Genomic DNA, 18,706 nt, shown 5'->3' with positions numbered 1-18,706 from the left:
TGAGCATAAATGAGCAAAAAAACGGGCTGCCAGATGCAAACAGGGCCATGTCTTGCGAGATGGCCCTGTCGGACGGGGTGCGCGATGCCTAGCGGCGCGGGGGATTCGAGTAAATATCTTGCCCCACTTCGTTGATCTGGCGGCGCAGGTCGCGGCGCTCGTCGGGCGTCATGCGGCCCGTGCGGCGCGAGGCGTCGGCGCCTTCGCTGGCGCGGCGCTGCTCTTCGGCGCGCGTGTCGAAACTGCGTGCGTCACGCTGTTCGCGCAGTCGCGTATCATTGCTATTGCTGCGCTGTACCTGCTCATAACGCTGGGCCTGCACTTGCGGCTGGTCGTCACGGCGTGGCGGCGGCTGGTTTTGTGCCAGTGACACGCTGGCGGCAAACACGGAGCAAACGGCAAATGCGGACAGCACAGTCGTACGTGCGGCAATAGCTGCGCTGGGAGCGGCGTGAATTTTTTTAGTAAAGATATTCATTGAGTTCCTCTTCCGCGATGCCGTATAAACTTAAAGCTGATTTCCACTGTGGCCCCAGTGTATGATGCTTTACACGGTGCAGTAAGAGCAATTGGGTAAAGTTTGTAACACTTTGTAATGGGTCGCTACAGCCCCTTGCCGACGCCGCGCGAGGCGTTACTATAGCAACTAATATAAGATAACACGACACCTTAAATGACCACAACCTCCACTTCCGGCAGCAATACGCCAATGCAATCGATCCACGGCCACCAGGCAAAAATCATGGTGGTCGATGACGATGTGCGCTTGCGCGACCTGCTGCGCCGCTACCTGACTGAACAGGGTTTCAATGTCTTCACGGCGGAGAGCGCGACGGCCATGAACAAGCTGTGGCTGCGCGAACGCTACGACTTGCTGGTGCTCGATTTGATGCTGCCCGGCGAGGATGGTTTGTCGATCTGCCGCCGCCTGCGCGGCGCGGGCGACCAGACACCGATCATCATGCTGACCGCCAAGGGTGAAGACGTGGACCGCATCGTGGGCCTGGAAATGGGCGCCGACGATTACCTGCCGAAACCGTTCAACCCGCGCGAACTGGTGGCGCGCATCGGCGCCGTGCTGCGCCGCAAGGGTCCCGATGAAATTCCGGGCGCGCCGTCGGAAACGCCGCAAACGTTCGAATTCGGCGACTTCGTGCTGGACCTGGGCACGCGCACCCTGAAAAAGAATGGCGAAACGGTGCCACTGACAACAGGCGAGTTTTCCGTGCTGAAAGTGTTTGCCCGCCATGCGCGCCAGCCGCTATCGCGCGAGAAACTGATGGAACTGGCGCGTGGCCGCGAATACGAAGTATTCGACCGCAGCCTGGACGTGCAAATCTCGCGCCTGCGCAAGCTGATCGAACCCGATCCGTCGAGCCCGCTGTTCATCCAGACCGTGTGGGGCCTGGGCTACGTCTTCATCCCGGACGGACAGCCGCGCTGATCGCAGGCGAGGCATGATGAAGCTTGTTCCCGATATCAGCCTGGCGCGGCTGAAAAGCGGCCTGTTCTGGCGCACCTTTTTGCTGCTCGGCACCTTGACCACGGTCAGCATGATCACCTGGATCGGCATGATTTCCGTCATCCAGCGCGAGCCGCAGGCGCAGCAGATTTCCGCCCAGATCATTTCCGTCGTCACCATCACGCATGCGGCACTGACGCACTCGGCGCCCGAGTTGCGGCGCGAGCTGCTGTTCGACCTCGTCAGCAATGAAGGCATCCGCATCTTCTCGCTGGAAGAGGACGACCGCATCGAGCCGCCGCCCGACAATTACCTGATGCCCGAGATCGAGGCGCAGGTGAAAGCCAAGCTGGGCAAGGACACGCGCTTTTCGGCGCGCGTCAACGGCGTGGCCGGTTTCTGGGTCAGCTTCAAGATCGACGGCGATGAATACTGGCTGATGCTGGACCGTGAGCGCCTGCGCGGCCTGACGGGCTTCCAGTGGCTGGGCTGGGCCAGCCTGGTGTCCCTGCTGTCCCTGCTGGGCGCGGCCATAATTTCCAGCCTGATCAATTTACCGCTGTCGCGTTTGACGGCGGCCGCGCGCGACATCGCCAAGGGCAAGCAGCCGGCGCCGCTGCCGGAAAAAGGCCCGATCGAAATCATCGAGGCGAACCGCAGCTTCAACCAGATGGTCGATGACTTGAAGCAGGTGGAATCGGACCGCGCCGTGATTTTGGCCGGCATTTCGCACGATTTGCGCACGCCGCTGGCGCGCATGCAGCTGGAAGTGGAAATGGCGAACCTGTCGGACGAGGCACGCGAGGGCATCCAGTCCGATATCGGGCAAATGGACGCCATCATTGGCCAGTTCCTCGACTATGCCAAGCCGACGGAAGCGTCGACGTTCACGGATGTGGACCTGAGCGGCTTGCTGAGCGACATGACGCGCGAAGCGATGCGTCTGCCGGACGTGAAGATCAATGCCAGCATCGCCGAAGGCGCGCATGCGATGGGCAATCCCACCGACTTGCGCCGCGTGCTCAACAACCTGATCGAGAATGCGCGCCGCTATGGCAAGACGCCAGGCAGCGACGTGACGGAAATCGATATCGCCTGCCAGGTGCGCGCCAGCCACGGCGTGAAAAAAGTGATTATTGAGGTGCAAGACCATGGCACGGGGGTGCCAGCGGAAGAGATCGAGCAACTGTTGAAACCGTTCACCCGCCTCGACACGGCGCGCGGCCAGGCAAATGGCGCCGGTCTGGGCCTGGCCATCGTCGACCGCGTGCTGCTGCGCCATGGCGCTGACTTACAAGTGCGCAACCGCGAAGGTGGCGGCCTGGCGTTTCAGATCAGCTTGCCGGCGGCGTAGGTCGGATTAGCGAGGCCTTGCCTCGCGTAATCCGACAACATTGTTGGTGATTCCTGTCGGATTACGCGCCAGGCGCTAATCCGACCTACGCTGCCGGCTCCAGCGTTTCCGCCGCCCGACAACGGTCAAGCGGACGCCTGCTCCTGCGCCAGCAATTTATTCATCAACAATTCCGTCGCCCCGTAGCCGTACAGCGAATCGCTTTCCATGCCCGGCGTGTCGAAAGGAATCGATTCCTCGCGGTTCAGCTTGGCAGGGTCGGCGTCCGCATAGCTGGCGCGCCAGGCGCGCTGCAAGGATTCATTGCGGCGGATAAAGGCCGGCATGGGCCACGCATCGCGCTCCCAGTGCAAGCTGTCGCCCAGCAAGGGCCAGCGCTCGTTGAGCAGGGCCATGTCGCCCGTGCGCAAGCGGCGCACGGCCTGTTCCGGGCGCAAGCCTTCCAGCTCTTCCAGCGCAGGCAGGCTGTCGCGTTTCGGCCCGAACATATACGCCAGCATGATGCGCCCGGCAGGCGCCCGGCGCGCCACCACGCCGACGGCATAACCGCCACCCGGCAAGGGCACGGCAAACCAGCTGCCTTCTCGGTATGGTAATGATCTCATCGTTGCAAACTCTCCCAAAATCGTGTTCGGGGCACAGTCTACGCGAAGCAAGGCGAAAGTGGCGCATGGTACACCACAGCAACAAACCAATAGTTACACTATTTTCTCGTCATAGTGATACTGGGCAACAATCGGACCCGCCTTGAACAGCGCTTCCTTCATGGCCGTGTCCAGGCGCGCATCGCGGCGGCGCATCCATTCGAGCAGCATGGCCGCTTCCTTGCGGCTGGTGTCGCCTGCATGCGCGAGCACGCGGCGCAGTTCCGGGTCCGTGCACGCCTCGAAACGCTGGCTGTTCAAGTCCAGCGCCTGCAGCGCGGCGATGGTGGCGCCGATGGCGCGGTGCATGTCGAGTGCCGTGGCCGGCAAACCCGCTTCTTCCAGTGGGACGGTGGTCATGCGCATTCCTTTTCGCGTGGTGGTGACATCGGCTGCATTCTCCACCGCGCGGGCGAAAAGCTCAAGCGTCCACGACACGTTTCCACCCATTCGGCCATAATCATGGCTCAGCAACAGCCTAAACCTCAGCGGCAGGAGCCCCATGTTCAATTTCGACTTTTACAATCCGACGCAAGTCCTCTTCGGCCAGGGCCAGATTGCCGCCATCGCCAGCCTGATCCCGCCGCAGGCGCGGGTCCTGATGACCTACGGCGGCGGCAGCATCAAGCAGAACGGCGTCTACGATGAAGTCAAGGCGGCGCTGGCCGGCCACACCGTGCTGGAATTTGCCGGCATCGAACCCAATCCCAGCTATGAAACCCTGATGCAGGCCGTGGCCCTCGTGAAAATCGAGCGCATCGATTTCCTGCTGGCCGTCGGCGGCGGCTCCGTGGTCGACGGCACGAAGTTCATCGCCGCCGCCGCCCTGCATGAAGGCGAGGCGTGGGACATCCTGGCGAAAGGCGGCAAGATCGTCGAGGCCGCCCTGCCCTTCGGCACCGTATTGACCTTGCCGGCCACGGGTTCCGAAATGAATGGCTCGGCCGTGATCACGCGCAAGGCCACGCAGGAAAAGCGCTCGTTCATGAGCCGCAAGGTGTATCCGAAGTTCTCCGTACTGGACCCGTCGAAAACGTTTACCTTGCCGCTGCGCCAGGTGGGCAATGGCGTCGTCGATGCGTTTGCGCATGTGATGGAACAGTATCTGACCTACCCTGTGAACGCGTCCGTGCAAGACCGTTTCGCCGAAGGCATTCTGCTGACGCTGATCGAGGAAGGCCCGAAAGCCCTGTCGCACCCGGACGACTACGATGTGCGCGCCAACGTGATGTGGAGCGCCACTCTGGCGTTGAACGGCCTGATCGGCGTGGGCGTGCCGCAGGACTGGTCCACGCACGCCATCGGCCACGAATTGACGGCCCTGTACGAGCTTGATCACGCGCAAACCCTGGCCATCATCCTGCCCAGCATGCTGCGCGTGCGCAAGCAGGCCAAGCGCGCCAAGCTGCTGCAATATGCGGCCCGCGTCTGGGGTCTCGATGGCGGCGACGAGGATGGCCGCATCGAGGCCGCCATCGCGCGCACGGAATTCTTCTTCCGCCACATGGGCGTCAAGACGCGCCTGGCCGACTATGGCCTGAACCACGCCAGCGTGGACGCCGTCGTGGCCGCCCTGGAAGCGCACGGCATGACGGCGCTGGGCGAACAGCGCGAGGTCACGCCCGCCGTCAGCCGCAAGGTGCTTGAACTCAGTTTGTAGATTCGCACCACATTGTTGTAAAACGGTCAGCCAGGGGGACAGCTGGCCGTGCTTCATGCTAAGCTGTCATTTCGCTAGGGGTCCTGGAGCAGTCATCCGGGTGAGAGATACCCTTCGTACCTGATCTGGATAATGCCAGCGAAGGAAAGCGCAAAGTACCTCCCTCCTTTGATAGCTCCTGCGTTGGCGCCAGCCGAACAAGCAGCCTGCCGTGCTCTTTCCCAAGAGACGGTTTGAACCAAGAGCAATCTATGTCCACACCGAATTTATCTATTTCTGTTCTGACCCTGGCCATCCTGCACGCGTTTGCCGCGCCAGCCCTGGCCGCGAATGACACCGCCGAAGCGCAGGCCGACACGCAAAGCATGACCGAAGTCGTCGTCACGGCCAGCAAGGCACCGGCCGCCAAGCGCGCTTCCGTGGGCGGCTTTGCCGACGCGCCGCTGCTGCAGACGCCCGCGTCCGTCACCGTCATTTCGCAAAAAGACATGCAGGATTTACAGATCCGCAATCTCAGCGACGCCGTCAAGCTCGATGCCAGCATCAACGATTCCTACAACGCCGTCGGCTATGCGGAACAGTTCACCATCCGCGGCTTCAAGCTCGACACCAATTCCAGCTACCGCAAGGATGGCGTGGCCATTCCCGGCGACACGCAAATTCCGCTGGAAAACAAGGAACGCATCGAAGTGCTGAAGGGCCTGGCCGGCTTGCAGGCAGGCGTGGCCGCACCGGGCGGCGTGATCGACTTCATCGTCAAGCGCCCGACCGCCGCGCCGCTGCGCACGGTCACCGTGGAAACGCGCGAGCGGGGCACCCTGTACGGTGCCGTCGACCTGAGCGGCCGCCTGGAAGACACGCGCTTCGGCTACCGCGTCAACGTTGCCGCCGAGCGTCTGCGCTCCTACATCAAGGGCGCCGACGGCAACCGCAAGTTTATTTCCGGCGCCTTCGACTGGCAAATCTCGCCGCAAGCGCTGCTGCAAATCGATGCCGACTACCAGGACAAGGCGCAGGCGACGGCGCCCGGCTTCCAGTTGCTGAGCAATGGCAGCCTGCCCGCCAACGTCAGCGCCGACGCCATGCTCAACAAGCAACCGTGGACACATCCCGTGGAAACGGTCACCAGCAACATCGGCCTGCGCTTCCAGTACGCCTTCAATGACGACTGGCACGCCACCTTGTCGGCCAACCAGCACTCGTTCAAGCGCGACGACTATACGGCCTACCCGTATGGCTGCAGCCCAGAAGGCGAGTACCCGGTGTTCTGCAGCAATGGCGATTTCTCCGTGTGGGATTTCCGCAGCCTGGGCGAAACGAAAAAACCGCTGAGCGCGCAAGCCATGATCCAGGGCAAGTTCGCCACCGGTAGCCTGCGCCATGAAGTCACGGTGGGCGTGTCGTATTTCAACCGCAAGGACCACGCCGGCAAGTACGTGTATAAGGAAGTGGGCATCAGCAATATCTACCGCCCCGTCATCGTCGCCCCATCGGATAGGCTTACAGGACCCGTGCGCCTGGTACGCGACGACAAGGAAAACGCCGTCTTCGTGCAGGATATCGTCAGCCTGGCGCAGAACTGGAAGTTGCATGGCGGTTTGCGCCATATCGATGTCGACGGCTACCAGTATGTGCTCAAGGCCGACAAGGAAATCCGCGCCAAGCACGACTTCCTGCTGCCCAACGTGTCGCTCGTCTACACCCCGCTCGACAACGTCTCCATGTATGCGGCCTATTCGCAGGGTATGGAACATGGTGGCACAGCCAGCATCTATGAGAACAACGCCAACGAAGAGCTGACGCCGAGCCGCTCGAAGCAGATCGAATTCGGCGTGAAGATGGATGTGACGCCGGACTTCATGCTGGCGGCCAGCCTGTTCCAGATACGCAAAGGTCTCGAATATGTCAATGCCGAGAATTATTTCGTCCGCAATGGCCAGGCCCAGCACCGCGGCCTGGAATTGTCGGCACAGGGCAAGGCAACAGCCAACCTGAGCCTGGGCGCGTCCGTGACGGCCCTGAACAGCCAGCAGTCAGGCACGGGCAATACGGACCTCGATGGCAAGCGCGTACCGAACGTGCCCGCCTTCAAGGCAGCCGCGCATGCGGACTACGCCGTGCAACAGGTGGCGGGCTTGAGCGTGAATGGCAGCTGGGAATATGCGGGCAAGAAAGCGTTTGAGTACAACAACACGACCTTCGTGCCGTCATACCACGTGTTCAACCTGGGCGCCGCCTACGCCACGCGCATTGCCGGCAAGACAGCCGTGCTGCGCGCCACCGTCAACAACGTGGCCGACAAGTTCTACTGGCGCGACGTGACGCCGGAAGCCGGCGGCTACCTGTTCCCGGGCGCCAGCCGGACTTTCAAGGTATCGGCGCAGTTTGACTTTTAATTGAGGGAAATGGCAGGCGCTGCAGCGAGCGCCTGCTGTAACAAAGGTGCCGCCTGTTCCAGACGCGCCTCCAGCTTGTCGTGCAACACGTGGTAGACGATGCCACGCGCGTCGAGCTCTTCGAGCAGGTAGCGGTAGATCAGCTGGCGCACGGCCTCCGACTCGCGCTGCAAGCCATCGGCCACCCATGGGCTGTCGGGTGCCGTCACCAGGGTCACGTCGTACTGCGTGGCATCGGCCAGCGCCGCCAGCTGCGCGTCCGCGCCATCGAAATAATGGCGGCTGTAGACGGCCGTCATCAGCGGCGTCGTATCGCAAAACAGGAAGTGACGCGCTTGCGCGACAGCGGCCGCTTCGCGTTCAACTTGCGTGCGCGCAATACCGTACTGGTCGGCCGCGACGGGCACCCTACCCTGCGTTTCGACAAATTCGCGCAAGTATTCGGGCACCCAGACGCTGCCGTGGCGCTCGGCCAGGGCCGCCGCCAGTGTCGACTTGCCCGACGATTCCGCGCCGAGTATCGCCACGCGCACGCAAGGCTCCATCACTTGAGTACCATGGCACCGGGCGCGGCCGGCGCCGATTTTTTCCACGCCAGCAGGCCGATGATGGCCATCACGACGAAGATTCCATACAGCACGGCCGTCAAGGTCAGACCCTTGTGCAGGTACAGCCACACATACAGCACGTCGACGATGATCCAGGCGATCCAGTTTTCCAGCTTCTTGCGCGACAACAGGAATTGCCCGACCAGGCTACCTGCCGTGAGGAAACCATCGGCATGGGGCACGTCCGTGTCCGTTGTCGTCAGCAGCCAGGCAATGAGCAGGAAGCCGACCAGCCAGCCTGCGGCGCAAGCCAGCCAGCCGCGTCCATCGAGGCGCGTGACGGGCAGCGTCTTGCCGCCGCTGGCCGGATGCAGCCACTGGTACCAGCCCCAGAACGAGACGCTGATGAACAGCAGTTGCAAGGCCATGTCGCCATACAGGCGCGACTCGAAAAACACGAAACCGTAGGCGGCCGAGGAAATGATGGCGAACAGCCACGCCCAGTGGTTCTGGCGGATGTTCAGCGCAACGGTTGTCAGTGCCAGGACAAAGGAAATCAGTTCAAGCGGCGTGGTGGCAAACCCCAGCAGGAGAAGCGTATCGTTCATGGGAATCGTGATGAGGCTGGTGGCGCAGTATGCAATACCGGCCATGAATAAGCAAGATTGCCCGCAGCGTCACGCCCCCTTCCCTGCCCAGTCCATCCTCCATCGGCTCAGGCAAAGCCGCCCTTGACGGCGCGCGCCAGCGAACGCTGCACGATCAGCTTGTGGAAAGGCCGGATCAGCAGGATGTAGGCGCGCCCCACCCCATTGTGGCAATGCACGACGCTGGACATGGTGATGCTGCCATGCCGCCCCGCGTCGCGGTGGCGCAGCACCGACAAGCGGAAGTCGAGGTGACTGTCATCCTCGCCCACGATGATTTCATCGTCACTGACGGAAAAGATGCGGAAGATGCCGATGCGCTTGCCTGGCCTGGCTTCCATCTGCTTTGCCGTCCGGATGCCGAAGCGCGCCACGATGGCGTCGCGCAGCACCATCAACTTGTGCGCCCAGCCCGGCTGGCTGCCCAGCAGGATGCGCGCCAGGCTTTCCATGTCCATCTGGCGCGCCTGCGCAGTAGGCAGGTCGACGGCATACGCGTCGGCCAAGTTGCTGCCCTGGTACAAGGGGGCGATGCTGGCACCGGGCGGCATGGCCACGGCGCGTACCACGTTGCTTATCTCTCGCATGTTCTCTCCATGTGTTCAGTGATAACATGGCCATCATACACGACAATGTGAACAGCGATAACATAGAATGACGACAACCAGTACCTATCATCACGGCAACTTACGCGACACCCTGGTCGCCACCGCCATCGCGCAACTGGCGCAGCAGCACGACGCCGCCCTCTCGCTACGCGAACTGGCGCGCACGGTGGGCGTGTCGATCGCCGCCGTGTACCGCCACTTCCCCAGCAAGGAAGCCTTGCTGGCCGACGTGGCGGCGGCAGGTTTCGCCAGCCTGATCGCCAAATGGGAGACTGAACTGCCGCCGCCGGGCAGCCTGCCCGCCGAGCAGCGTTTTCAGCTGCTGGGACAGCAATACATCGAATTCGCCCTGGCCGCGCCGGCCCACTACCGGCTGATGTTCGAGCACCAGGACGTGCGCCAGTTCCCCGCCCTGCAGGAAGCGGCGCAAGCGTGCTTCCAGTATGTGCTGCAGACGGCCGGCGCGGCCGTGCGCGAAGCGGGCCTCGATGCGCGCTGGGAAAAGGCCGCCGCCAGCGCCGGCTGGTCGCTGGGCCACGGCTACGTGATGCTGCTGTTGAGTGGCCGCCTGGCCATGGCGGACAGCGGCGACGAGCTGTCGCCGGCGATGGTGCCGCGCTTTTTTCAGTTGCCGGTGGAGGCGCTGCGGCAGGCTGCCTTGCCAAGCGGGACAACCGTCATAAAGTCAAATTGAGCCAGTTATCGGCAGGCGCCACCTTCAGGAGCTGATGATTCATGCCAGCCGCACCTGCTCAAGCAGGCGCTCCTCTTCATCGGTATCGGCATCGACTTGCGTGACCACGGTCCAGAATCGCGCGCACGTCTTGATCTGGTCGAAAGCATGGCTCGTTTCCAGCCGCACCATGGTTTTTCTCAGGCTATGCAGATAGCCTTCTTCGATGACATCGAGCAACTCGTCATCGGCGGCGTCGATCAGCTCGAGCAGCGCGCCTTCGATCCTTGCATGGCCCTGCTCCCACAGTCGGCCCATTTCCGGCACATCGACTTCCATGCACTCGTTCGACCAGTCCGGAGGGTAGTCACCGCGCTCCTTGTTGTCGGGATCGGTGTCAAAGCTCAGCGAAATGGAGGGGAACGATACGGTGTTGAAGGCAAATGCCGAAAATGCCTGATCCTTGAAAGCGGAGGCGCCAAGCACTGCCAGCGATTCGCTGGCTAGCCTGAACCAGGTTGCTTCAACGTCATAGGCCGTTTCAAACGCGTGCCAATCCGGCGGCAAATCGGGAGTCTGGGGCATGGGGGCCTGTCGAAAAAGAATGGCGGTAAATGGTAAAAGCAATTATACGTGGCACTTCCAGCGCGGCAGACGGCAGCATGTGTGCAGTGCGCGCATGGGCGCCTGGGGACGGTTTATCTCTGTGGCAGACTGAAGGACTTGCTGTACTTGTTCATGATCTGTTTGATCTCGCCGCTGGCCGAGAGTTTCTTGACCGCGTCCTCCAGTGCCCGCGTCGTTGCCGGCTTTGCGGTTTTCTTGGAAACAAACAAAATGAAATCGTTGCTGCCCAGGACGAGCGGAATGCCAATGTCTTCCGGTTTCACGCCGGCCATGTACGCGCCGTAAAACAGGCCCAGGCTGGATCCCACCCCCGCGTCCAGACGTCGCATCGCCAACATCTTTGCCATGGTGACATAGTCATTGACGGGATACTTGTGGATCGCATTGTCGGTGTCGAATTGCTCCACATATTTGCTGGTGCGTACCACGCCAACGGTCTTGCCGTGCAATTCACTCAGCTTGCTATAGTTCTTGCCGGCTGGACCCACGAGAATGATAGGCATGGACACGACAACGCCTGCCGGCACGGCGCCGCGCGTCATTTGATCGTTGCCGAAGCGGACGGTCATGTCGGCGCTCCCGTTTTCAATATCGGCGGCGGTTCTGGGATAAGGGACAAGGGAATTGGTATAGCGCAGCCCGGCAACTTCCGCGATGCGATTGCCGATTTCGTACATCATGCCGGTGGGCTTGCCGTCACGCCCCATGAATCCCCATGGCGGACCGAGAATGGTGGCAATCCTGAGCGGTTCACCGAGCGCCTGGCCAGGCAGCGCCAGCAAGGTAGCGAGAATTGCAAACAGCCTGATAACTTTCATTTTCATCACTTTTTTTGATGCGTGAAGTCCATGGATCCCGTGCATAGTGTATGCCCGATTGGCCTCGATGCACTACATGACGATCAATTATCCATCATCGTTGTGCTGCCGGAAAGTCCGCGCCTGGTGAGAAACGGGAGTCGCTGCGGCAAAAAAGCCGCATCGGCCTTACGGCGGATGCGGCTTTCAGCTCAGCTGGAAATAATTATTTCTTCGCTGCTTTTACCGGCTTCGGATACTTGATCGTCATTTCCTTGAGCAAGTTATCGGCGTGGTCCACTTCCTTCATCACCCACAGCATGTAGCGGATGTCGAGGTGGATGGCGCGCGTGATGGCCGTGTCGAAGTACCAGTCCTTGGTGATCGATTCATACGTCGAATCGAAGTTCAGGCCGATCAGTTCGCCACGCTTGTTCATCACGGCCGAGCCGGAATTACCGCCCGTGGTGTCGGCGCTGGTCAGGAAGTTGACGGGAACCGTGCCCAGCACCGGATCGCGGAACTGGCCGTAGCGTTTTTCCTTGACGGCATCAATCAGGCCTTGCGGCGCTTCGAACGGGGCCTTGCCGGTGACTTTCTCGACGATGCCTTCCACCGTCGTGAACGGTCCCTTGGTCAGCCCATCGCGCGGCGAGTACGGCGAGACGGTGCCGTAGGTGACGCGCAGGGTCGAGTTGGCATCAGGATACACCGGCTTGCCTTGCGATTTCTTCCAGGAAATCACGGCTTGCATGTATTGCGGAATCACGCGTTCCAGGTTGCCGTCGATTTCCTTGCGGCGCTCTTCCAGTGCGGCTTCGACCGGCTGCAGCTTGATGGCCAGCGCCATGAAGGCGTCGTCGGACTTGGCAACAGCGGCCAGGTCCTTTTCCAGCCAGGCCAGGCGCTTGGCCGTGTCAGCCAGTTGCGTCTGCTGGTACAGGGCCGCCACGGCCGCTGGCGCCGGCAGCAGCGCGTCCAGGCCTTGCGGATGGCTCTTCGCCGCCAGTTGCGCGTAACGCTTCAGGCCCGCTGCGAAACGCGCCTGATCGACCTGGTTGACATACGACTGTTCCAGACGGGCCAGACGGGCCTTGATGAAGGCCAGGTCGCGCTGCTGGAAGCCCGATTCGCGCTCGGCGTCCGCTTTCTGGCGCTCCAGCGACAAACGGTAAAGGGTGCGCGCGCTTTTCAGCAAGTCGCTGTTGGTGGCCACGCTCCAGGCGAACTCTTCTTCGCTCAAGGCCATGTCGCTGGCGATCGCCGCGTCCAGTTCGGCCAGCAGGGTGGTCGAGACGTTTGGCTGTTTGGCATACCAGGCGCGGAACTCGGCATCCTGCACGTCCTTGATGGCGGCGATGTCCTTGCGGGCGAAACCGTCGAGCAAGCCCTGGGTTTTCTTCAGCACGTTGTTGATGCTTTTGACCACGCTGGCATAGCGCACGGCAGCGGCCGCGTCGCCATGCGTGGCATCAGCCATCACGGCCAGATCCGCTTGCAGTTCGGATACTTTCAGGGGGAAGGCCGTGTCGCGCGCGAAGCGGATTTCCGCCGGCAGCTTGTAGCGGCTGGTGCGGCCGGGATAGCCCGCCAGCAAGATGCCGTCACCGGCCTTCAAGCCTTCGGCCGAGACCACCAGGAAATCCTTCGATTTGTACGGCACGTTGTCGGGCGACGGATCGGCCGGACGGCCATCCTTGCCCACGTAGGCGCGCAGGAAGGAGTAATCGCCCGTGTGGCGCGGCCATTCGTAGTTGTCGATGTCGCCGCCGAAGTTGCCGATCTTGTCCGATGGCGCGTACACCAGGCGCACGTCGCGTATCATCATCTGGCGGATGCGGTAGTACTCGAGGCCGCGGTGGAAGGCGGGCACGGAGCAGCGGTACATCTTGTCCGTTTCGCATTCGGCGATCAGATCCTTGACGCGCTTTTCCACCGCTTCGTGGCGCGCGCGGCCGCTCATGTCGGCCGTCAAGCCTTTCAAGACGCGCTCACTGACGTTCTCCACCTTGTCGGTCACATACACGAGGCTGTTCGGACCGCCCGGCAGCTCGCTGGCGCGCGTCTTGGCCAGGAAGCCGTTGGTGATGTAATTGTGTTCCGGCGTGGAATTGCGCTGCACGGCGCCATACGCGCAGTGGTGGTTCGTCACCACCAGGCCTGCGTCGGAAACGAAAGCGGCCGAGCAGCCACCCAGCGACACGATGGCGCTCATCGGGTGCTTGCTCAGGTCGGCCAGTTTTTCCGCAGGAATGTCGATGCCGACCCGTTTGAGTTCGGCTTTCAGCTGTGGCAGTTGGTGTGGTTGCCACTGCCCTTCGTCGGCGTGTGCGCCGGCGAACGCGCCCAACAAGGCGACTGGTAAAACGATTGTTTTGAACAAGATATGCCCCTCCATAAATAGCAGGCGAAAGTATAGCCTGTCCACGCAGGCCTGAGTCGGCAAAAATTAACCCTTTGCAATTTCTGTATCAGGCGGCCGGCCGCCCTGCCCCCGGCAAGGGAATCTGCAGGGTCAGCCGGCAACCGGCGCCCGATGCTGGCAGGCCCACCTCGAAGTGCCCGCCCAGCGCCGTGACCCGCTCGGCAATGCCGATCAGGCCGAAGCACTGCTGCTTGCGCTGCTGCGGCGGCGTGATGCCAATGCCGTTGTCGCTGATGGCCACGTACACGGCGCAGGCATCCGAACTGAGCTCGATCTCGACCTGGCTGGCCTGGGCGTGGCGCATGACGTTGCTGAGCGCTTCCTGCACGATGCGGAACAGCACGATCTCGACCTGGCTGCCGATGGCGGCAAACAGGGCCTCGTCGCGTATCAGCAGGCGGCAAGCGACGCCGCTGCGCTTGCGGAAGTCACCCACCTGCCATTCGATGGCAGCCTGCAAGCCCAGATCCAGCGCCATCGGGCGCAGCTCGTTCATGATGCCCCGCACGCTCTTGATGGTGGTGTCGACATTGCTGAGCACAGCGCCGACCCGGCGGTGCAGGCGCGGATGGGAACCTTCCGTGCGCGCGCTGAGCATGGAAATATCGATGCGCAGCGCCAGCAGGTTTTGCCCCAGTTCATCGTGGATATCGCGCGAGATGCGCTTGCGCTCATCTTCCTTGGCCGTTTCCAGATGCAGCGCCAGCTGGCGCAGCTGCGCATGCGACTGGCGCAGGGCGCCATCCATCAGCTTGCGTTCGGTAATGTCCGTGTGCGCCACCACCACGCGCAGCGGCCCTTCGCCCAGGAAACGGCTGATCCTGGCCTGCGACCAGCGCGGGCCTGAGCGCGTGGCAAATTCATACTCGAGCGCAAACGTGTCGGCAGTGCCGGCAATGACGGAACGGATGCCGGCGGCCAGCTCGCGTCCGGCGCTGCGCTGCCAGCGCGGGTCCGTCTCGCAAAATTCCAGGTACTGCAGCGGCCGTGGCGTTTGCCCGACGAAGGCCAGGCATGCCTGGTTGGCATGCACGACGCAGCCGGCCCGATCCAGCACCAGCACCCGATCTGTCAGCGAATCGATGGTGGCGTGGAAGAAACGCTCGGCATCGCGCAAGGCTTCCTGCGCCCGCTCGCGCTGGTGCACTTCCAGTTGCAGATGCTGGTTGGCGCGCAGCAATTCGGCCGTGCGGTCAATGACGCGCTGGTCCAGCTCGCGATGTAGTTCACGCAAGTCGGCCTCGGCCAGCTTGCGCTCGGTGATATCGGAAAACACGCCGACAAAATGGCTGATGGCGCCGTCCTGATTGCGCATGGGCGTGATCGACAGCGATTCGACGAAGCGTTCGCCACTCTTGCGCCGATTCACCAGTTCGCCATACCAGCTGCCATTCTGGTGCAAGCTGCGCCACATGGCTGCATAAAAATGCGGCAAATGCGTGCCGCCGCCGAGGAAGGACGGATCGCGCCCGATGGCTTCCTCCGCCTGGTAACCAGTGATGGTGGTAAAGGCGGGGTTGACGGAAATGATGCGGTTGGCACTGTCGGTCACCAGCACGCCTTCGCGTATGCTGTCGAGGATGACGAAGGCGCGCCGCAAGGCCGATTCGCGCGCATGCTCGTCGCCCAGGTCCGTCACCACCATGCGCGCCGTGGCGCTGTCTGCATCGACATTGGCTTCGATGCGCACCATGCCGCGCATGCCCCCCGCGTCGCCTTCGAACAGTTGCGCTTCAAGCACCTGGCGCGCCCCGCTGGCAAAGACGACATCGAGGAAACGGCGGAAGCTGCCCTGCGCCTGGGCGGCGACGAATTGCTCAAAACGCCGCCCCAGCAGCTGGTTCTTGTCGCGCTGCAACAAGCCGCTGGCCGCCACGTTGACGCGCGTGATGACGCCCCCGCGCGCCAGCGAAAAATAGCTGACGGGCGCCTGTTCATACAGCTGCGCATAATGGTCGCGGCTGCTTTCAAATTCATTCTTCAGCCGCTCCAGTTCGGCCAGGGCCGCGCTCTGCATTTCCAGCTCGATCTGGCTGACCTGCAGCTCATGCAGCTGGCGCATCACCTCTTCATTCGACTGCGGCGGCGTTAACAGCTGGCGCTGCTGCGCCGCCAATTGCTCGGCCTGCTCTCGCAAGCTGGCCGGCCCGCTACCGTCGTCGAATGGTTCGCTCATGACGCGCTCTCTCCCGCTTTCCCGTCTGCCGCGGCGCCGGACTGGATTTGCCGCAACTGGGCTTCCAGCAGTTTCGACTCTGTAATGTTGATGAAGGTCACCACCACGCCATCGATGACATTTTCCACCGTGCGGTACGGCATGATGCGCACGTTGTACCAGCGTCCCGTCTTGGTCTGCACCTGCCGCTCGCAAAACACCAGGCTGCGGATGACTTCCAGCGCGTCCGCTTCCAGGTTCGGGTAGGCCAGGTCGTTGACGATGTCACTGAGCGGGCGGCGCAAGTCCGTCTGGATCAGCTTGTAGATTTGCGTGGCCGGCGCCGTGAAGCGGCGTATGCGCAGCTCGCTGTCGAGGAAAATGGTGGCGATATCGGTACTATTGAGCAGATTTTTCATATCGCTGTTGACCAGCGACAAATCATCGACCTTCGATTGCAGCTCCGCATTGACCGTGTACAGTTCTTCGTTCAACGACTGCATTTCTTCCTTCGACGTGGTCAGCTCTTCGTTCGCCGATTGCAACTCTTCATTGGTCGATTGCAATTCCTCGTTGGCCGATTTGAGCTCTTCGCGCGAGGTCTGCATTTCGTCGCGCACGGCCTGGATTTCATTGCGCGCCTGGATCAGCTGCTGCTCCAGCTCCAGCATCCTGGGACTCGACGAGCGGCCCCGGCGCGGCGTAGCCGCCAGCGGCGTGCTGGCAAACGTGACGAAGACCATGCCGCAGAGCGCTTCGGGCTGATGCAAGGCTTCCGCCGTCAAGTCCACGCCCTGCGCCGGTTCCGCGTGATCCTTGAGCACCAGGCCTGTCAGGCGTACCACGCTGTCGCTCTGCAGCGCCTGCGTGATCAGGCCCGCCAGCTCGTAGCGCAAACCCTCACGCGCCATCGCGTGAATATTCCAGTTGGCCTTGCCGGCAGCCGGTTCCAGGAAGGCGCCCGTGCGGCCGTTGATGTACAGGATATCCCCATCCTGGTTCAGCAGCACGGCCGCAGGCGAATATTTCTGGAGCAATAGTTGCTCGACATGGGATTGGATTTTGGCGGGCATGCTGACTTCTCTCGTGTCGCTGGGGGGGGGAGGCGCGGCCGACGATACTTTCGTGGGAAAGTAGGTCAGCAAGCGCTGGCGCGCCAGGTTGTCGAGGCGCCGGTACAGCCTGGTCGATGTCGTCAGGGGCGAAAACAGATCGGAAAAATGTCCGGGCGTGTCGGCGCTGCCCAACAGCAAAATGCCATCGCGGTTCAAGGCGTAGTGAAACAGGGGAATCAAACGCTGTTGCAGCTTGGCATTGAGGTAGATCAACAGGTTGCGGCAGCACAGGATATCGAGCTTGGTGAAGGGCGGATCGGAAATGACATTTTGCTGGGCAAAGATGATCATGTTGCGGATCTCTTTCCTGACCAGGTAATCGTTCTTGTCCTGCAAGAAAAACCGTTCCAGGCGCTCGGTCGACACCTCGCTGCTGATCGTTAGCGGAAAACGGCCCTGGCGCGCGCGGTCGATGGCGTCGGCCGACAGGTCGGTGGCAAAAATCTGCAGGCTGTATTTCGACGGCGGGTTGCTGCTGGACACCACTTCATGGAACACCATGGCCAGCGAATAGGCTTCCTCTCCCGTGGAACAGGCCGGTATCCATGCCTTGAAGGCGCGCCCGTCCGGGTGGGCCGCCAGCATTTGCGGCAAGACCACCATCTTCAGGTATTCCCACACTTTCGGGTCGCGGAAAAAATTCGTCACGCCGATCAGCAATTCCTTGAACAGCAGGTCGATCTCCGCAGGATTGTTGCGCAGATAGGGAATGTACTCTTCCATCGACGTCATCTGGTACAAGCTCATGCGGCGCTCGATGCGGCGCAGCACCGTATTGATCTTGTAGTCTGAAAAACTGTTGCCCGTATGTTCGGTCAGCAAGGCGATAATTTCCTGCAAGGCATTGCGCCCGCTGGCCTCCTTGCCCGGCAACGTCAGGAAGCTGCTGCGAAACAGGTAACTGACGATCTTTTCCGGCATCTTGTCGGGAAAATCGACGAGATCCACCGCGTCGGCGGCGATGGCGCTCTGCGGCATCATGTCGAACTTGGCCGTATCGGGATGCTGGGCCAGGGTCAGGCCGCCCGCCTGCTTGATGGCCTGCAAGCCGCGCGTGCCGTCGCTGCCCATGCCGGACAAGACCACGCCCACGGCCAGTTCGCCCAGCTCGGCCGCCAGGCTTTCGAAGAACGTATTGATGGGCAGGCGGTGTCCGCGCAACTGCAGCGGCTCGCTGAGCACAAAGTGTCCCTTGGACAGGCCCAGGTCCGCATTTGACGGGATCACATAGATATGGTTCGGGTGCAGTTCGGCGCGCTGCGTGATCTCCGTGACGGGAATGCTGGTGGCACGCTGCAGCAGTTCCGGTAACATGGCTTTTTGCGTGGGATCAAGATGCTGGATCACCACATAGGCGATACCGCTCTCCGGCGACACATTCGTCAGGAAAGCGACAATCGGGTCGAGACCACCGGCGGAAGCGCCGATGGCCACCACGGGAAAACCGATGCTGGGCGCTTCAGCAGGCAGGCTGGCCGGACTGGTTTTGCTGCGTTTGCGGGTTATCATCGTCTGCAAGAAACCAGCCTCGGCAAACCTTGCCATGGCCGGCAATTGATAATCTTGCATTCTAGCACTCAAGTCGCGCGTGAAAA

16 protein-coding genes and 1 riboswitch are annotated in these 18,706 nt (G+C 61.7%); of the genes, 5 read left to right on the top strand and 11 right to left on the bottom strand.

Annotated features, from left to right (window positions below; translation table 11 throughout):
• Nucleotides 1-88: 88 nt before the first annotated feature.
• A complete protein-coding gene (locus ACQ4WL_RS01350; protein ID WP_436507586.1) occupies nt 89-478 on the bottom strand; it encodes a hypothetical protein in 390 nt (129 codons plus the stop codon).
• 231 nt (nt 479-709) lie between these two features.
• On the opposite strand from ACQ4WL_RS01350, the gene ompR reads away from it, so the two are divergent.
• Complete coding sequence (gene ompR / locus ACQ4WL_RS01345) at nt 710-1,444, top strand: osmolarity response regulator transcription factor OmpR (RefSeq protein WP_436508334.1); 735 nt, start codon at nt 710-712, stop codon at nt 1,442-1,444.
• A gap of 13 nt (nt 1,445-1,457) precedes the next feature.
• Nucleotides 1,458-2,816 (top strand): sensor histidine kinase family protein, encoded by a 1,359-nt coding sequence (locus ACQ4WL_RS01340; protein WP_436507585.1) that lies wholly within the window; start codon nt 1,458-1,460, stop codon nt 2,814-2,816.
• Nucleotides 2,817-2,941: 125 nt separating this feature from the next.
• On the opposite strand, the gene ACQ4WL_RS01335 is transcribed toward ACQ4WL_RS01340, so the two are convergent.
• Together ACQ4WL_RS01335 and ACQ4WL_RS01330 are read right to left on the bottom strand one after the other, a co-directional pair.
• On the bottom strand, nt 2,942-3,421 hold the full coding sequence (locus ACQ4WL_RS01335; RefSeq protein WP_436507583.1) for an Imm26 family immunity protein: 480 nt from the start codon (nt 3,419-3,421) through the stop codon (nt 2,942-2,944).
• Between the two features lie 93 nt (nt 3,422-3,514).
• Nucleotides 3,515-3,820, bottom strand: a complete 306-nt coding sequence (locus tag ACQ4WL_RS01330) for a ferritin family protein (RefSeq protein WP_436507582.1) — start codon at nt 3,818-3,820, stop codon at nt 3,515-3,517.
• A gap of 142 nt (nt 3,821-3,962) precedes the next feature.
• On the opposite strand from ACQ4WL_RS01330, the gene ACQ4WL_RS01325 reads away from it, so the two are divergent.
• Nucleotides 3,963-5,120: an iron-containing alcohol dehydrogenase gene (locus ACQ4WL_RS01325; protein WP_436507580.1), complete on the top strand. Its 1,158-nt coding sequence runs from the start codon at nt 3,963-3,965 to the stop codon at nt 5,118-5,120.
• Between the two features lie 66 nt (nt 5,121-5,186).
• Nucleotides 5,187-5,284, top strand: a riboswitch (TPP riboswitch).
• Nucleotides 5,285-5,371: 87 nt separating this feature from the next.
• Nucleotides 5,372-7,516, top strand: a complete 2,145-nt coding sequence (locus tag ACQ4WL_RS01320; RefSeq protein ID WP_436507579.1) for a TonB-dependent siderophore receptor — start codon at nt 5,372-5,374, stop codon at nt 7,514-7,516.
• Here the strand turns inward: ACQ4WL_RS01320 and ACQ4WL_RS01315 are convergent.
• The 3 genes from ACQ4WL_RS01315 to ACQ4WL_RS01305 all read right to left on the bottom strand — a co-directional run bounded on the left by ACQ4WL_RS01315 (nt 7,513) and on the right by ACQ4WL_RS01305 (nt 9,298).
• Nucleotides 7,513-8,061: an AAA family ATPase gene (locus tag ACQ4WL_RS01315; protein ID WP_436508333.1), complete on the bottom strand. Its 549-nt coding sequence runs from the start codon at nt 8,059-8,061 to the stop codon at nt 7,513-7,515. The two genes, ACQ4WL_RS01320 and ACQ4WL_RS01315, sit on opposite strands and share 4 nt — an antisense overlap.
• Nucleotides 8,061-8,672 (bottom strand): nicotinamide riboside transporter PnuC, encoded by a 612-nt coding sequence (gene pnuC, locus ACQ4WL_RS01310; RefSeq protein WP_436507578.1) that lies wholly within the window; start codon nt 8,670-8,672, stop codon nt 8,061-8,063. Before pnuC ends, ACQ4WL_RS01315 begins: the two co-directional genes overlap by 1 nt.
• Before the next feature lie 107 nt (nt 8,673-8,779).
• Nucleotides 8,780-9,298, bottom strand: a complete 519-nt coding sequence (locus tag ACQ4WL_RS01305) for a DUF2867 domain-containing protein (protein WP_436507577.1) — start codon at nt 9,296-9,298, stop codon at nt 8,780-8,782.
• Between the two features lie 67 nt (nt 9,299-9,365).
• Between ACQ4WL_RS01305 and ACQ4WL_RS01300 the strand changes: the two genes are divergently transcribed.
• The gene (locus tag ACQ4WL_RS01300) at nt 9,366-10,013 is read left to right on the top strand and encodes a TetR/AcrR family transcriptional regulator (protein ID WP_436507576.1); all 648 of its coding nucleotides are present in this window, start codon (nt 9,366-9,368) and stop codon (nt 10,011-10,013) included.
• A gap of 39 nt (nt 10,014-10,052) precedes the next feature.
• On the opposite strand, the gene ACQ4WL_RS01295 is transcribed toward ACQ4WL_RS01300, so the two are convergent.
• From ACQ4WL_RS01295 to ACQ4WL_RS01275, 5 genes are all read right to left on the bottom strand, one after another.
• Nucleotides 10,053-10,577, bottom strand: coding sequence for a hypothetical protein (locus tag ACQ4WL_RS01295; RefSeq protein ID WP_436507575.1), 525 nt, complete (start codon nt 10,575-10,577; stop codon nt 10,053-10,055).
• Between the two features lie 113 nt (nt 10,578-10,690).
• On the bottom strand, nt 10,691-11,443 hold the full coding sequence (locus ACQ4WL_RS01290) for a substrate-binding periplasmic protein (protein WP_436507574.1): 753 nt from the start codon (nt 11,441-11,443) through the stop codon (nt 10,691-10,693).
• 199 nt (nt 11,444-11,642) lie between these two features.
• A complete protein-coding gene (locus ACQ4WL_RS01285) occupies nt 11,643-13,799 on the bottom strand; it encodes a S46 family peptidase (RefSeq protein ID WP_436507573.1) in 2,157 nt (718 codons plus the stop codon).
• An 88-nt stretch (nt 13,800-13,887) separates the two neighbouring features.
• Entirely contained in the window at nt 13,888-16,017 is a 2,130-nt protein-coding gene (locus tag ACQ4WL_RS01280) for a PAS domain-containing sensor histidine kinase (protein ID WP_436507572.1), read from the bottom strand.
• Nucleotides 16,014-18,620 (bottom strand): chemotaxis protein CheB, encoded by a 2,607-nt coding sequence (locus ACQ4WL_RS01275; RefSeq protein ID WP_436507571.1) that lies wholly within the window; start codon nt 18,618-18,620, stop codon nt 16,014-16,016. Before ACQ4WL_RS01275 ends, ACQ4WL_RS01280 begins: the two co-directional genes overlap by 4 nt.
• Nucleotides 18,621-18,706 lie beyond the last annotated feature (86 nt).

Origin of the sequence: Janthinobacterium kochi, assembly GCF_051380715.1 — a bacterium.
Lineage (GTDB): Bacteria > Pseudomonadota > Gammaproteobacteria > Burkholderiales > Burkholderiaceae_D > Janthinobacterium.
This window is presented reverse-complemented; position numbering and strand designations above follow the sequence as displayed.

Coding starts and splice junctions, on each gene's coding strand:
- ACQ4WL_RS01350 (WP_436507586.1), bottom strand. CDS start 478: ATGAATATCTTTACTAAAAAAATTCACGCCGCTCCCAGCGCAGCTATT.
- ompR (WP_436508334.1), top strand. CDS start 710: ATGCAATCGATCCACGGCCACCAGGCAAAAATCATGGTGGTCGATGAC.
- ACQ4WL_RS01340 (WP_436507585.1), top strand. CDS start 1,458: ATGATGAAGCTTGTTCCCGATATCAGCCTGGCGCGGCTGAAAAGCGGC.
- ACQ4WL_RS01335 (WP_436507583.1), bottom strand. CDS start 3,421: ATGAGATCATTACCATACCGAGAAGGCAGCTGGTTTGCCGTGCCCTTG.
- ACQ4WL_RS01330 (WP_436507582.1), bottom strand. CDS start 3,820: ATGACCACCGTCCCACTGGAAGAAGCGGGTTTGCCGGCCACGGCACTC.
- ACQ4WL_RS01325 (WP_436507580.1), top strand. CDS start 3,963: ATGTTCAATTTCGACTTTTACAATCCGACGCAAGTCCTCTTCGGCCAG.
- ACQ4WL_RS01320 (WP_436507579.1), top strand. CDS start 5,372: ATGTCCACACCGAATTTATCTATTTCTGTTCTGACCCTGGCCATCCTG.
- ACQ4WL_RS01315 (WP_436508333.1), bottom strand. CDS start 8,061: ATGGAGCCTTGCGTGCGCGTGGCGATACTCGGCGCGGAATCGTCGGGC.
- pnuC (WP_436507578.1), bottom strand. CDS start 8,672: ATGAACGATACGCTTCTCCTGCTGGGGTTTGCCACCACGCCGCTTGAA.
- ACQ4WL_RS01305 (WP_436507577.1), bottom strand. CDS start 9,298: ATGCGAGAGATAAGCAACGTGGTACGCGCCGTGGCCATGCCGCCCGGT.
- ACQ4WL_RS01300 (WP_436507576.1), top strand. CDS start 9,366: ATGACGACAACCAGTACCTATCATCACGGCAACTTACGCGACACCCTG.
- ACQ4WL_RS01295 (WP_436507575.1), bottom strand. CDS start 10,577: ATGCCCCAGACTCCCGATTTGCCGCCGGATTGGCACGCGTTTGAAACG.
- ACQ4WL_RS01290 (WP_436507574.1), bottom strand. CDS start 11,443: ATGAAAATGAAAGTTATCAGGCTGTTTGCAATTCTCGCTACCTTGCTG.
- ACQ4WL_RS01280 (WP_436507572.1), bottom strand. CDS start 16,017: ATGAGCGAACCATTCGACGACGGTAGCGGGCCGGCCAGCTTGCGAGAG.
- ACQ4WL_RS01275 (WP_436507571.1), bottom strand. CDS start 18,620: ATGATAACCCGCAAACGCAGCAAAACCAGTCCGGCCAGCCTGCCTGCT.